The sequence below is a fragment of the Flavobacterium sp. B330r genome (genome assembly GCF_056824325.1).
This window is the reverse complement of record NZ_CP124860.1, coordinates 1,612,526-1,627,462: the sequence shown is the minus strand read 5'-3', so window position 1 is coordinate 1,627,462 and position 14,937 is coordinate 1,612,526. Positions and strand designations below refer to the sequence as shown.

Below are 14,937 nucleotides of genomic sequence, written 5' to 3'. Positions count from 1 at the left end.
GAAATCAGCCAAAAAGTATGCTGGCAACATCTTCAATTTTTGCTACAAGCTCAATCTTAATTCCGGTATTTTTTAAAGCAATTTTGTTGTATTTAGAAACAAAAATAGTATCGAAACCTAGTTTTTCAGCTTCCTGAATGCGTTGATCTACACGGTTTACAGGACGAATTTCGCCAGAAAGTCCGACCTCGCCAGCAAAACAGAATCCTTTTCCAACCGGAATATCTTCATTTGATGATAAAATTGCGGCAACAACCGCCAAGTCAATTGCAGGATCATCAACAGAAATTCCGCCAGTTACATTCAAGAAAACGTCTTTTGCGCCTAAGCGAAATCCAGCTCTTTTTTCTAAAACAGCCAAAATCATGTTTAGCCTTTTTGCGTTGTAACCTGTTGTACTTCTTTGCGGTGTTCCATAAACAGCTGTACTCACTAAAGATTGTATTTCGATCATCAACGGACGCATACCTTCTAAAGTTGTCGCAATTGCAGTTCCCGATAATTCTTCGTCTTTATGAGAAATCAGGATTTCAGAAGGATTGCTAACTTCTCGTAATCCGCTCCCCAACATTTCATAAATTCCTAGTTCTGATGTAGATCCAAAACGGTTTTTAAGCGAACGCAAAATTCGATAAATATGATTTCTGTCGCCTTCAAATTGGAGCACAGTATCGACCATATGTTCTAGAATTTTTGGTCCAGCGATATTTCCGTCTTTTGTAATGTGCCCAATCAAGATTACGGGGATATTACTTTCTTTAGCAAATTTTATCAATTCTGCTGTGGTTTCACGAATCTGAGAAATACTTCCCGCAGTCGATTCGATATAATCGGTATGTAAAGTCTGAATCGAGTCGATTATGACCACTTCAGGCTGAATGGTTTCAATTTGTTTAAATATATTCTGCGTTTTGGTTTCAGTAAGAATATAACAGTTGTCGCTGTTTGGAGTTATTCTTTCTGCGCGCATTTTAATTTGTTTCTGACTTTCTTCTCCAGAAACATATAATGTTTTATAAGGTAACTTTAATGATACTTGAAGTAAAAGTGTACTTTTTCCGATGCCGGGCTCACCGCCCAAAAGAGTCAAAGATCCAGGAACAAGTCCGCCGCCTAAAACACGATTCAATTCGCTATCAGTAGTGTCCATTCGGACTTCCTGTGTAGAATCAATTTCGTTAATTTTTAAAGGTTTTGGTGCTTTGCTTGTTGGAGTAGGTTCACTCTTCCAAGCGACCTTATCTTGTTTTTGAATGATTTCTTCGGCAATCGTATTCCATTCTTTGCACGCGTTGCATTGCCCTTGCCATTTGGCATATTGGGTTCCGCAGTTTTGGCAGAAAAAGGAAGTTTTAACTTTTGACATTATTTACTTTTTTTAGCAAGTGTATTCATTTCGTCAATTTTCTCATACATCAAGTCTTTGTTCAAATCACCAATTGGCTCCATTTGTGAAGCGTTTTGGTATTTTTTCGAAGCATGTTTAGGATCGCCCATTTTTTCGTACATCAAACCTAATTCATATTCTCCCAACATGGCTTTAGGATAATTTACATTTCCAATTTCAGCCATTTTTCCTAACTCATCGTAGGCATTTCTTTTTAGAATAAGGTTTTCCATTACTTTAAAATCGCTCATTCGAACTGGAATTTGAACTCCTAAAACTTCAGACATTGTAGCATATTTTTTTTCTAAATATTCTGCATAACCTGTTTGAAGAACCGCAATTTTGTCGTTGTATTCGGCAGAATTTATAGGACGGTATACTTCAAAAATCTGATATAATGCACTTGGTATAGAATGCAATACTTCTGTATAATGTGTTGCGCCTTTAAATACATCATATTTATAATTCACTAACGGATTATTGGCGATTTTAATATTGCTGTTTAATTTTTCTATTGGCTCTTTAATTTTTTTAATATCACCTTCTCCTGCAGAAAGGTAATAGAAGACAGGGCTTTTTATTTTAGCAAATTTCTCTGCAATACGCACTTCCATTTTTGGAGCAAGTTCTGGACTTAAACAGATATAGGCGTTAAAAAGCGGAATTTCTTTATATAAATAAAAATTAGCAAAACTTGCTGTTAAATCGTGACCTGCAATAAGTCTAAAAGGCGAAGTGCGGTATTTTTTTTCGATATATGGTACTAATTCAGCTCCGATAAATTCGAAAAATTTTGCGCCTTTTTCAAAAGGAAGTCCTTCATTTTGGTCGATTGTTGTGTCATCAAAACGTTCTCCATCTTTATTTTGATGAATTCCAATGATAATCATTTCTGGAATATCATCCCAATAAGTTCCGTAGCTTACAGCTCCAGAAAAAGGATCAAATAAATAATCGCCATCCAATAAATAAAGAACAGGATATTTTTTGTCTTTGTTGGCTTCGTAAGAAGCAGGAAGTCCGATTGTAATTCTACGCTCTTCTCCGAGTTTTTCCGATTTAATGTTGTCGAACGTTTTTTGGGCAAACGACGAAAACGAAATTAATAAAAATAGTAGGTAAACTTTTTTCATGATTTGTGGCATTTCAGTAAATTAAAAAGTATTGAAAATAGTGTAGCAATATACTATTTTATTTGCTTCTTTGTTAAAGAGGTTAAAATTTGAAGCACAGTATTTTAGCGTCAAAATCACTTTAGATTAAGACAAAAGAAACTTTCTTTGTGCAAAATTGACTTTTGACAAAGTAGGGGAATTCGGTAAGAAAAAGAAAATCTTAGGTTAAAGAATTGTCGTTTTCATTCGGGAAAATAATCCATGGTTTGAAGGTTTTTGCTTCTTCAAAATCCAAAGTAGCATAAGAAATGATAATGATGATATCATCTTTTTGCACTTTTCTAGCTGCAGGACCATTTAAAGTAATTTCTCCTGAATTTTTTTCACCTTTAATAGCGTAAGTCTCAAAACGCTCGCCATTATTAATGTTAACAATAGATACTTTTTCGCCTTCAATAATATTTGAAGCCTCTAGTAGAGTTTCATCAATAGTAATACTTCCAATGTAATTTAAATCGGCTCCAGTTACTTTAACTCGATGAATTTTTGATTTTATAACTTGAATTTGCATGCTGCAAAGTTAGATTAATTTAATGAAATGGTGTCAATCAGTCTTATAGAATTAACAAATACCGCTATAAATGCGCGATATTTTTTATCATTCTCTTTCTTATCGATAGACAAAAGTGTAGATTCGTCAGCAATAACAAAATACTCCAGTTCGAACTCTTTGTTGTCTTTGAAGGAATTTTCTACAAATTCGATTGTTTCTTGCGGAGAGTGAGTTTGGAAAATCTCTTTTGCCTCGGTTAAAACTTTGTAGATAATAGAAGCATCTTTTCTTTCTTGCGAAGTTAGACGTTCGTTTCTTGAGCTCATTGCAAGTTCATTTTCTTCTCTAAAAATAGGACAACCGACAACGTTTACTGGTAAATCAGTTTTTTCAACTAATTTTTTTACAATTTGAAGCTGCTGAAAATCTTTTTCTCCAAAATAGGCATTTGTTGGAGTTACGATTTCAAAAAGACGTTTTACAATTGTTCCGACACCATTAAAATGACCAGGTCTGAATTTTCCTTCCATCTGGTTTTCCAATCCGTCAAAATCAAAAGTCTGCGAAACGGTATTTCCTTCATAAATATCTTCGACTGAAGGTGCGTATAAAATAATTTTATCGCTTAATGTACGCATTTTCTTAACATCTTCTTCTAGTGTCCTAGGATATTTTGCTAAATCTTCGGCGTTGTTAAATTGAGTTGGGTTGACAAAAATACTTACTACTGTATCGTTGTTTTCTTTTAACGAACGTTGCATTAAAGCCAAATGTCCTTGGTGTAAAGCGCCCATTGTGGGTACAAATCCGATAGTAGAATTTGCGGTTTTGATAGTTTTAAGATAAGCTATCAACGCTGCTTTACTGTAGAAAATATGCATTGAGGTATTATTAAAATTTATGCAAACATAATATATTAGTTATAAACTGCATAAATTTTTGTAATTTTGCGACGTTTTTATTACCAAAATTAAGTAAAATACTATTATGAAAGATAAGAGGATATTATATGTATCATCTGAAGTCGTGCCTTACTTGGCTGAAAATGAGGTTTCTTTAATGTCTTATGACGTTCCGAAAATGATTAATGACCAAGGCGGTCAGATAAGAATTTTCATGCCAAGATATGGAAATATCAATGAGAGAAGACACCAATTGCATGAAGTGATTAGACTTTCAGGGATGAATTTGGTAGTGAATGACTTAGATATGCCGTTGATTATTAAAGTAGCTTCCATTCCGAAAGAAAGAATCCAGGTTTATTTTATTGATAACGATGAATATTTCAAACGTAAAGCCACTTTTACAGATGAAGAGGGCGCTTTATATCCAGATAATGACGAAAGAGCAATTTTCTTTGCAAAAGGCGTTGTGGAGACTGTGAAAAAATTAAACTGGGTTCCAGATATTATACACGTTCACGGTTGGCTTGCGGCAATGCTACCCATTTATATGAAGCATTATTATAAACACGAAGCACTATTTTCTGAAACGAAAATTATTACTTCTGTTTATGGCCAGTCATTTGATGAGAACCTAGATTTAGAAATGATAAATAAAGTTAAATTTGACGGTGTTCCTCATGAAGCAGTGTCAGATTTGGAAGTGCCAAATTATGAGAATGTTTTAAAAGCTAGTATTTTACATTCTGATGGTGTGATCATTGCATCAGAGAATGTTTCTCCAAGTTTAACAAAATTTATAGAATCTTCAGGAAAACCTTTTTTACCTTTCGCCACGAAAGATGCATTTGCTGACGCTTATACAAATTTCTATAGAACATTTGGACTTTAAATTTTAATTTTATTTTTTGACATGTATAAAACTTCTTTTATTAAGAAAGCTCTTTTGGCTGTAATGGCTGTTTTTCTATATTCTTGTGACAAAGATTTTAATGCGATTGGTGATGGTTTGATTGGAGATGATCATTTTGGACTTGAAGCTGAAAAATACGATGTTGTAGCATTTAATCAAGAAGTTACCCCTATTCAATCAAATACCATGACACCAAATGCTCTTGGTATTTTAGACAATCCGCTTTTTGCAAGCACTACGGCAAATTTTGTAACTCAGGTAGGACTTTCTAGCTATCCTATAAAAGTTGGGGATTCTCCAGTAATTCAAAGTGTTGTGCTTGAAATTCCATATTTCAACCATGCAACAACTACAGATAATGAAGGGAATACCACTTATGTATTGGATTCTATTTATGGAGACAAAAATGGAAAAATAAAATTAAGTGTTTATGAGTCTGGAATCCAGATGAGAAGCAGTTATTTAAGTGGAGGTACCCAGTTGCCGCAGTTTTATTATACAGATCAAAACAGTGAATTTGACAGTAAAAAAGTGGGCTCAAGATTGAATGATGGAGATGTTTTGCAAAATGATGAATTCTTTTTTGATGCAAAAGAAATTGTAATAAAAACAACAGATCCTACTACTAAAGTAGAAACAACTACAAGAAAAGCGCCTCAAATGACGCTGCAGCTTAACAAGCAGTTTTTTCAAGATAGGATATTAAATGCAGATGCTTCAAAGCTTGCTGCAGAAGATGTTTTTCAAGAATATTTTAGAGGTTTGTATTTTAATGTTGAGAAATCTGGATCTAATCCGAGTAATTTGGCGCTGATGGATTTTTCTAAAGGGGTTATTACAATTAAATACAAAGCAAAAACTAGTTCAACTACAGATGATCCAGAAGCTACCGAAGACAAGGAGATTCTTTTGAACTTGAAAGGTACTTTTACAACTACGGCTAATTTTCTACAAGATACTAGAAATGCAGACTATGAAAGTGCTATAACAACAAACGTAAATAAAACAGATGGAGATGAAAGGCTTTATTTAAAAGGTGGAGTAGGCTCTTTGGCGGTTATAAAACTTTTTAATCCAACAGATGTTTTAAGTTATGATTCTAATGGTGCGGTAGTAAATGGAGCAAATGGAGTTCCTGACCAATTGGATGAAATTAGAAGTAATGTCGCTATTAAGAATTGGAAAGTAAACGAAGCTAATTTAGTTTTCTATATCGATGCTGATAAAATGACTGGTACACAAGAACCGAATAGAGTGTATTTGTATAATTTAACAGATAATGCCATTTTAGCAGATTACTCTACAGATGCTGTATCTGCTTATGGTGGAGTAATTAGTAAAGGTACTGATAAAAGAGGTAAAAGCTATAAAATTAGAATAACGAGCCATATTCGTAATTTAGTAAAAGATGCGACAGTTAAAAATGTTGATTTAGGCTTGGTTGTTTCTCTAAGCCCAACTACAGTTGCGTTTAATGCGCTTAAGGATAAAAATGCTATTACTCCAGTAGTGCCTAGAACATCATTATTAAATCCGCTTGGGACAATTATATATGGAGGAAAAGTCTCTACTTCTACTCCAGAAGATAAAAGATTGAAACTTGAGGTGTACTATACGAAACCAAATTAATAAATATATATGTGTGGAATTGTTGGATATATCGGTCATCGAGATGCTTATCCTATTGTAATAAAGGGATTAAAGCGTCTGGAGTACAGAGGATATGATAGTGCCGGCGTTATGTTGTATGACAACGAGTCGGGCATTAAAGTTTGCAAAACAAAAGGTAAAGTTTCAGATCTTGAAGCTAAAGCCGATGAAGGTTTTTCAATAAACGGTAATATTGGAATTGGACACACACGTTGGGCAACTCACGGGGTTCCAAATGATGTGAATTCGCACCCTCATCTTTCTAATTCTGGAGATTTAGCAATTATTCATAACGGAATTATCGAGAATTATGCGCCTTTAAAAGAGGAGCTTATCAAAAGAGGTTATAATTTTAAGTCGGATACAGATACTGAAGTTTTAGTTAATTTAATAGAAGAAGTTCAAAAGAAAGAAAATCTTAAATTAGGTAAAGCTGTACAAGTTGCATTGAACCAAGTTGTTGGTGCCTATGCAATTGCTGTTTTTGATAAAAAAAATCCGAATGAACTTGTTGCGGCTAGATTAGGAAGTCCGTTAGCAATTGGTGTTGGAGAAGGAGAATATTTTATTGCTTCTGATGCTTCACCATTTATTGAATATACTTCTAATGCAGTTTATTTAGAAGATGGCGAAATGGCAAATATTAGATTGCATAAGCCAATTAAAATTAGAAAAATCCAAGATGACTCTTTAGTGGATCCTTATATTCAAGAACTTCAAATGAATTTGGAGCAGATTGAAAAAGGAGGGTATGATCATTTCATGCTTAAAGAAATCTATGAGCAACCAAGTGTAATTAAAGACACTTATAGAGGAAGACTTCATGCTAATGAAGGAATTGTTCAGATGGCAGGTGTTGAGGATAATCTGGAGAAATTCTTAAATGCAAAACGAATCCTGATTGTTGCTTGTGGAACTTCTTGGCACGCAGGTTTAGTAGCAGAATATATCTTTGAGGAATTTACCCGTATTCCTGTAGAGGTAGAATATGCTTCTGAGTTTAGATACAGAAATCCGATTATTAATAAAGATGACGTAGTTATTGCAATCTCACAATCTGGTGAAACTGCAGATACTATGGCGGCTATTAAATTGGCTAAAGAAAACGGAGCATTTGTCTTTGGAGTTTGTAACGTAGTGGGTTCTTCTATTTCTAGAGAAAGCCATGCAGGTGCTTACACGCACGCAGGTCCAGAGATTGGAGTAGCTTCAACAAAAGCATTTACTACTCAGATTACAGTTTTAACGATGATTGCTTTACGTTTAGGAAAAGCAAAAGGAACGTTATCAAATACAGATTTCCATACTTATCTTCAAGAATTAGAAATTATTCCTGAGAAAGTGTCTGAGGCATTAGAAACTGATGGTAGAGCTAAAGAAATTGCTGCTGCTTTTAAAGATGCGCCAAACTGTCTTTATTTAGGTAGAGGATACAATTTCCCTGTAGCTTTAGAAGGTGCATTGAAATTAAAAGAGATTTCATACATCCACGCAGAAGGATATCCGGCTGCAGAGATGAAGCACGGCCCTATTGCTTTAATTGATGAATTTATGCCGGTTATTGTAATTGCTCCAAAACAAGGGCATTATGATAAAATTGTAAGTAATATTCAGGAAATTAAATCAAGAAGTGGTAAAATTATTGCTGTAGTTACAAAAGGAGATACTCAAGTACGCGAATTGGCAGATTATGTAATCGAAATTCCAGAAACTTCAGATGCATTATCGCCATTGGTTACAACAATTCCGTTGCAACTACTTTCTTATTACATTGCAGTAATGAGAGGTTGTAATGTTGACCAGCCTCGTAACCTAGCGAAGTCGGTTACAGTAGAGTAAAAATTCTATTAAGTATTAATATGTTAAAAAAGCGAGATTTAGGTCTCGCTTTTTTTTATTGTCAATAATTTTTTTTGACACATGTATTTTTATGAAATTTTCAGTTTTTTGATTAAAATTTATATGTATGCATAGTATATTGGTTTTTCTTATCATTTTATTTGTTTTTATTATAATAAATTGAATTAATAAATAGTTAAAATATTGTATATTTTGATGGTAAATATTGATTTTATTTAACGTTTTTTTATGCATATTAAAATATTTTCTTATTTTGGCTATATATACTAACGAAAAACTAACCCAAAATGAGAGTCTACTTGCTAATTATGTTGTTATTCAGCGGAGTGTCCTTTGCGCAGAATACAATTACAGGTTCGGTTACAGATGCTAATAAGCAATCTATCCCTGGTGCTAATGTTGTTGTTGTCGGAGAAAATAGTGGTGCTTCTACTGATTTCGACGGATCGTTTAAATTAACTACTAATGCTAAACCGCCTTTTTCTTTAAAAGTTTCGGCAGTAGGATTTGAAACTAAAACGATAAACGTAACAGCTGCAAATCAAAAAGTGAATGTGATTTTAAAGGATGAAGAAACAAAATTGGATGAAATTGTAGTTTCTGCATCAAGAACGCCAGAAAGAATTCTGGAGTCTCCTGTAACCATTGAGAGAATGGGGGCTCAGGAAATCAAAAAAACGGCTTCCCCTTCTTTTTATGATGGTTTAGAGAATATGAAAGAAGTGCAGATGAATACTAGTAGTATGTCGTTCAAGTCGATAAACACTAGGGGGTTTGCTACTGTCGCGAATACTCGTTTTATGCAACTGGTAGATGGAATGGATAATTCGTCTCCGTTATTGAATTTTGTTTTAGGAAACATGATTGGAGTGTCAGAAATTGATGTTCAAAGTGTGGAATTACTTCCGGGGGCATCGTCTGCTCTATATGGGGCTAATGCTTTTAATGGTATTTTGTTTATGACTAGTAAAAGCCCGTTTGTAGATCAAGGGGTTTCGGCTTATTTAAAGTATGGGGTAACTTCTCAAGAGGCTGCAGGCACAAATGGCTATTATGATTTTGGTGTTCGATTTGCTCGTGCTTTTAATAAATATATTGCGGCTAAAGCAAACATTACTTACATGCAGGCTACTGATTGGTATGCTACAAATTATAATGACAAGACTAGGGCAGGTGTTGATAGAACGAATCCTAATTATGATGGAATTAACGTGTATGGAGATGAAGCAGCTACAAATATTAAGGGTGTTGGTCAGAAGTTGGAAGCAATGGGTTTGATTCCGGCAGGGGCATCTAATCTTTTGCCGAATTCTATGGTTAGTAGAACAGGGTATAATGAAATTGATTTGACAGATAATAAAGCTGCGAATATGAAAGTTGATTTCTCTTTGCATGCAAGACCTTTTGGAGATGAAAGATTGGAAGTTATTTGGCAGAGTAAAATTGGTACTGGAAATGCTGTTTATCAAGGGGCAAACAGGTATTATTTGAATAACTTTTTTATGTATCAGAATAAATTAGAGCTTAAAGGGAAAAACTTTTTTGTAAGAGGTTACATGACTGGAGAGGATGGAGGAAATTCTTATGATATGATTTTTACCGGTATTAATGTAAATAGAAAATGGAAAGACGATAATACTTGGTTTGGTCAATATGCTGGGGCTTTCATACAAGGGACTTTGGCAGGAATGAATCCGCAACAAGCACATGCAGCGGCTAGATCTACAGCAGATACAGGTCGTTTTTTACCAGGAACGCCTCAGTTTAACAATGCGTTCAATCAGGTTATAAATGATCCGGATGTTTTAACTGGATCAAGATTGGTGGATAATTCAAAAATGTATCACTCAGATGCAAATTATAATTTCAGAGATGTAATAAAATTTGCTGAAATTCAAGTTGGAGGATCTTTTAGAGCCTATGAGTTAAATTCTCATGGAAGAATTTATACGGATGCTAATAGTCAGATAAATTACAATGAATATGGTGCATATGCGCAATTGATGAAAAAATTTATGGACGACAGATTGAAGTTTACAGGATCTCTTCGTTATGATAAATCTAAAAACTTTGATGGTAATTTCTCTCCACGTTTATCTCTTGTGTATTCTGCAGGTGAAAAAAGAAATCATAATTTCAGAGGATCTTTCCAAACAGGTTTTAGAAATCCTACAACTCAAGATCAGTACATAGGATTTAATATCGGAAATGCAGTATTATTGGGTTCTGCTCCTGATAACTTAACTAGATTTAATGAAACATTCAATTTAAGTGCAGAAGGCCAACTTTATACAGGAAGTCCAACAAAAGTTATGAATGGTAACGATGCTTATGGGAATTCTTATATAGCAAGTTCAGTAACTGCATTTTCTGCAATGGCAGGAACAGACCCAGTTGGTGCTGCTGCGCTATTGAAAAAATCTAGAGCTAATTATGTAAAGCCAGAAGAAGTAAAAGCTTTTGAGTTAGGATACCGTTCTGTTTTTGAAGGGACGTCAATAGATATTAATGGATACTACAATATTTACAACAATTTTATTGGTAACTTAAATGTAGTTTCTCCTTTCTACGGAACTGCTCAAGATAATCCAAACATTGCTGCAGGAACTTCTGATCCAGGTGTTCAGTCAATTAGAGCGCTTCAAAACGGAGAGTATAGAACGTATCAATTGTATACAAATTCAGATGTAGAAATAAATTCATTGGGATTTGGAGTTGGACTTTCTAGAAAAATTATTTCAAACTTTGAGTTGGGAGTGAACTACAACTATGCTCAGTTTGATTTTGATCAAGCAAAAGACCCAAGTTTTGAGCCTGGATTTAATACGCCAAAACATAGAATTAAAATGTCAATTGGAAATGATAAGCTGTTTAAGAATTTCGGATTTAATGTTAGCGGAAGATGGAATAGTGAATATTTATGGCAGGCTGGTTTTGCTGATGGTATAATTAAAGAGGCAACAGTAATAGATGCTCAGATAAATTATGGAATTCCGAAATTGAAATCGGTAGTAAAATTAGGAGCTGCTAATATTGGCGGTAAAGAATACTATCAAGTAATTGGAGCTGGATTAATCGGACAGCAGTATTTTGCTTCTTGGACTATTAATCCATAATTGATTGTTTAACTCTTAGTCAAATTCATTATTTATGTTTCTCGATGCAGATTTGGAAGCAGATAATTATAAAAAATTATAAATTATGATAAAAAATTTCAAATGGCTTTTATTGGTTTCGTTAACCTTTATGGCTTGTAATAGTGATGATGATGTGACTCCTGCAGTGGAGTCGTCTGATGGTAAGCCTTTGACCTCTGGATCTGCTGATTTTGCCAAATATGTTGCTTTAGGAGATTCTTTTGCGGCAGGATTTAGTGATAATGCTTTGTTTATTAAAGGTCAAGAAGGAGCCTATCCAAATATTTTAGCGCAACAATTTGCTCTAGTGGGCGGGGGCGAATTCAAAACGCCTTTTGCAAATGATAATATCGGCGGTTTGCTTTTAGGAGGAAATGTTGTTGCTGGTCCGCGTTTGTATTTTAATGGAACACCTGTGCCGGTTACAGGAGTGCCAACAACTGAGGTTACAGCTCATTTGTCAGGAACATTTAATAATTTAGGGGTTCCTGGAGCAAAAAGTTTTCATTTACTTGCTCCTGGTTATGGTAATGTTGCAGGTGTTACTACAGGAATGGCAAATCCTTATTTTGCTCGTTTTGCATCTAGCGCGACAACAACTGTTTTGGCCGATGCTTTAAGTCAAAACCCTACTTTCTTTTCTTTATGGATTGGAGGGAATGATGAGTTAGGATATGCTACTGCAGGTGGAGATCCAACAGTAAATCCGTTAACGCCTCCTGCGACTTTTGAGGCGGCTTACAAAGGTTTAGTGGCTCAGCTTGTTGCAGGCGGAAGAAAAGGAGTTATAGCTAATTTGCCAAATATTACCACTCTTCCTCATTTTCATGTGATAACATACAATCAGCTTACTCAGGCTAATTTAACAGTTGGAGGAGCGAGTATGGTTGGTACTTTAAATGCGCAATTGTATGGGCCATTGAGTAATGCATTGAAATTTTTAGGGCAAGGGGATAGAATTAAACTTTTATCTGCAACAGGGAATAATCCGTTGCTAATAGTAGATGAAACGTTGCCGGATTTGTCGGCCAATTTAAAAGCAGTGCTAATGGGTGGCGGATTAGATGTTAATACTGCTACGGCAATGGGAATGATTTTTGGAAGAGCAAGACAAGCGCTTCCTACAGATTTAATTGTTTTAGGAGCTTCATCAAGAATTGGAAAAGTTCCATCGGTAGCTGCTGACGGAATTGCTTCTCCTTCGGCTTCACTCTCTCAATTAGGAATTACTTTTCCGTTGCCAGACAGATATGTTTTATTGCCTTCTGAAGTGGCAGAGATTGAAGTGGCGACTACGGCATATAATTCTGTAATTAAAGCAGCGGCTGAAGCAAATGGCTTGGCAATGGTTGATGCTAAAACAATTATGGATGATCTAAACAAACCAAGCGGAGTTACAATGAACAGCTTTACATTAAAAGCGACATTTGTTACTGGCGGTATGTTTTCTTTAGATGGTGTTCATCCATCTCCAAGAGGATATGCTTTTATTGCTAATAAATTTATCCAAGCGATTAATGCTAAGTATGGTTCTAACTTAAAAGGTGTAGATATTGGTAATTATCAAGTTCTATTTCCAGCTACATTATAATGTATAACTATTTTTAACCTTAAAACCGCTCATTTTTACCAATGAAGCGGTTTTTTTATTTAATAAAAAAATGCTGTTTTTGTTATTTTTTAGCCAAGTTTTATGAATCAAACAAAATCATGCTATTTTTTATGAAAAAAAAATTGATTTTATATTTTAAAAAATTATCTTTGCGCTCTGAAAAAAGAGGTATTTTCGATAAACCTAAATAGCTATTTAATAAATACATAAGTAATGTCAAAAGTAATAGGAAAAGTTGCTCAAATCATTGGACCAGTAGTTGACGTAGTTTTCAACGGTAAGGATGTTGAACTTCCAAAAATTTATGATTCACTAGAAGTCACTAAAAAAGACGGAACTATCTTAGTTCTAGAAGTACAATCTCACATTGGAGAAAACACTGTTCGTACTATATCTATGGACTCTACAGACGGTTTGTCTAGAGGATATGAAGTAGTTGGAACAGGAAATCCAATCCAAATGCCAATCGGTCCAGACGTATATGGAAGATTATTTAATGTAATTGGAGATGCAATTGATGGTTTAGGAAACTTGCCAAAAACAGGAGAAAACGGTTTGTCTATTCACAGACAAGCTCCTAAATTTGAAGATTTGTCAACTTCATCTGAAGTTTTATTCACAGGTATTAAAGTAATCGATTTGATTGAGCCTTATGCAAAAGGAGGTAAAATTGGATTGTTCGGTGGTGCTGGTGTTGGTAAAACAGTATTGATTCAGGAGTTGATCAACAATATCGCAAAAGGTCACGGTGGACTTTCTGTATTCGCTGGAGTAGGTGAAAGAACACGTGAAGGAAATGACTTGCTTCGTGAGATGTTGGAGTCAGGAATTATTAAATACGGTGATGATTTCATGCACTCTATGGAAAATGGAGGATGGGATTTATCTAAAGTAGATATGCCAGGAATGAGAGAGTCTAAAGCTACTTTCGTTTTCGGACAAATGAATGAGCCACCTGGAGCTCGTGCACGTGTGGCACTTTCAGGATTATCTATCGCTGAGTATTTCCGTGATGGAGCTGGATCTGATCAAGGTAAAGATGTATTATTCTTCGTTGATAATATCTTCCGTTTTACTCAAGCAGGTTCTGAGGTATCGGCACTTTTAGGTCGTATGCCATCTGCAGTAGGTTACCAACCAACTTTGGCAACAGAGATGGGTGCTATGCAAGAGCGTATTACATCTACAAACAAAGGATCTATTACATCTGTACAAGCGGTTTACGTTCCTGCGGATGACTTAACTGACCCGGCGCCAGCTACAACTTTCGCCCACTTAGATGCAACAACTGTATTGTCACGTAAAATTGCTGAGTTAGGTATCTACCCTGCGGTTGACCCGTTAGATTCTACTTCTAGAATCTTAACTCCTCAAATTTTAGGAAACGAGCACTACGACTGTGCACAAAGAGTTAAAGAAATTCTTCAAAAATACAAACAATTACAAGATATCATTGCTATCCTTGGTATGGAGGAGTTATCTGAAGAGGATAAACTTTCAGTAGCAAGAGCACGTCGTGTACAACGTTTCTTGTCTCAGCCATTCCACGTAGCAGAGCAATTTACAGGTATCCCAGGTGTATTAGTTGATATTAAAGATACTATCAAAGGATTTAACATGATCATCGATGGTGAGTTAGATCACCTTCCAGAAGCAGCATTCAACTTGAAAGGTTCTATTCAAGATGCAATCGAAGCTGGAGAGAAAATGTTAGCTGAAGCATAATAATCAAGCAGAGCTTGATAAAATCAAAAAAATAAAAATTCCAAATTCCAAGATTGGGATTTGGAATTTTATAATTTGGAATT

10 protein-coding genes are annotated in these 14,937 nt (G+C 35.0%); 6 read left to right on the top strand and 4 right to left on the bottom strand.

What is annotated here, in order from left to right:
• Positions 1–4 precede the first annotated feature (4 nt).
• The 4 genes from radA to panC all read right to left on the bottom strand — a co-directional run bounded on the left by radA (position 5) and on the right by panC (position 3,936).
• Entirely contained in the window at positions 5–1,366 is a 1,362-nt protein-coding gene (radA, locus tag QLQ95_RS07445; protein WP_095930311.1) for a DNA repair protein RadA, read from the bottom strand.
• A complete protein-coding gene (locus tag QLQ95_RS07440) occupies positions 1,366–2,520 on the bottom strand; it encodes an alpha/beta hydrolase (RefSeq protein WP_482503250.1) in 1,155 nt (384 codons plus the stop codon). The genes radA and QLQ95_RS07440 overlap by 1 nt, the downstream gene beginning before the upstream one ends.
• 202 nt (positions 2,521–2,722) lie before the next feature.
• Entirely contained in the window at positions 2,723–3,073 is a 351-nt protein-coding gene (panD, locus tag QLQ95_RS07435; RefSeq protein WP_008465481.1) for an aspartate 1-decarboxylase, read from the bottom strand.
• Between the two features lie 14 nt (positions 3,074–3,087).
• Complete coding sequence (gene panC, locus QLQ95_RS07430) at positions 3,088–3,936, bottom strand: pantoate--beta-alanine ligase (protein ID WP_320495728.1); 849 nt, start codon at positions 3,934–3,936, stop codon at positions 3,088–3,090.
• 106 nt (positions 3,937–4,042) lie between these two features.
• Between panC and QLQ95_RS07425 the strand changes: the two genes are divergently transcribed.
• From QLQ95_RS07425 to atpD, 6 genes are all read left to right on the top strand, one after another.
• Positions 4,043–4,849, top strand: coding sequence for a glycogen/starch synthase (locus QLQ95_RS07425; protein WP_095930313.1), 807 nt, complete (start codon positions 4,043–4,045; stop codon positions 4,847–4,849).
• Between the two features lie 21 nt (positions 4,850–4,870).
• Positions 4,871–6,499, top strand: a complete 1,629-nt coding sequence (bamH, locus tag QLQ95_RS07420) for a BamH family beta-barrel-assembly machinery protein (protein ID WP_482503246.1) — start codon at positions 4,871–4,873, stop codon at positions 6,497–6,499.
• 9 nt (positions 6,500–6,508) lie between these two features.
• Positions 6,509–8,359: a glutamine--fructose-6-phosphate transaminase (isomerizing) gene (gene glmS / locus QLQ95_RS07415; RefSeq protein WP_482503244.1), complete on the top strand. Its 1,851-nt coding sequence runs from the start codon at positions 6,509–6,511 to the stop codon at positions 8,357–8,359.
• 308 nt (positions 8,360–8,667) lie between these two features.
• Complete coding sequence (locus tag QLQ95_RS07410; protein WP_482503243.1) at positions 8,668–11,496, top strand: TonB-dependent receptor; 2,829 nt, start codon at positions 8,668–8,670, stop codon at positions 11,494–11,496.
• 85 nt (positions 11,497–11,581) lie between these two features.
• Positions 11,582–13,108 carry an SGNH/GDSL hydrolase family protein gene (locus QLQ95_RS07405; protein WP_482503241.1) on the top strand — a complete coding sequence of 509 codons (1,527 nt, stop codon included), beginning with the start codon at positions 11,582–11,584 and terminating at the stop codon, positions 13,106–13,108.
• 234 nt (positions 13,109–13,342) lie between these two features.
• On the top strand, positions 13,343–14,854 hold the full coding sequence (gene atpD, locus QLQ95_RS07400; RefSeq protein WP_095928501.1) for a F0F1 ATP synthase subunit beta: 1,512 nt from the start codon (positions 13,343–13,345) through the stop codon (positions 14,852–14,854).
• Positions 14,855–14,937 lie beyond the last annotated feature (83 nt).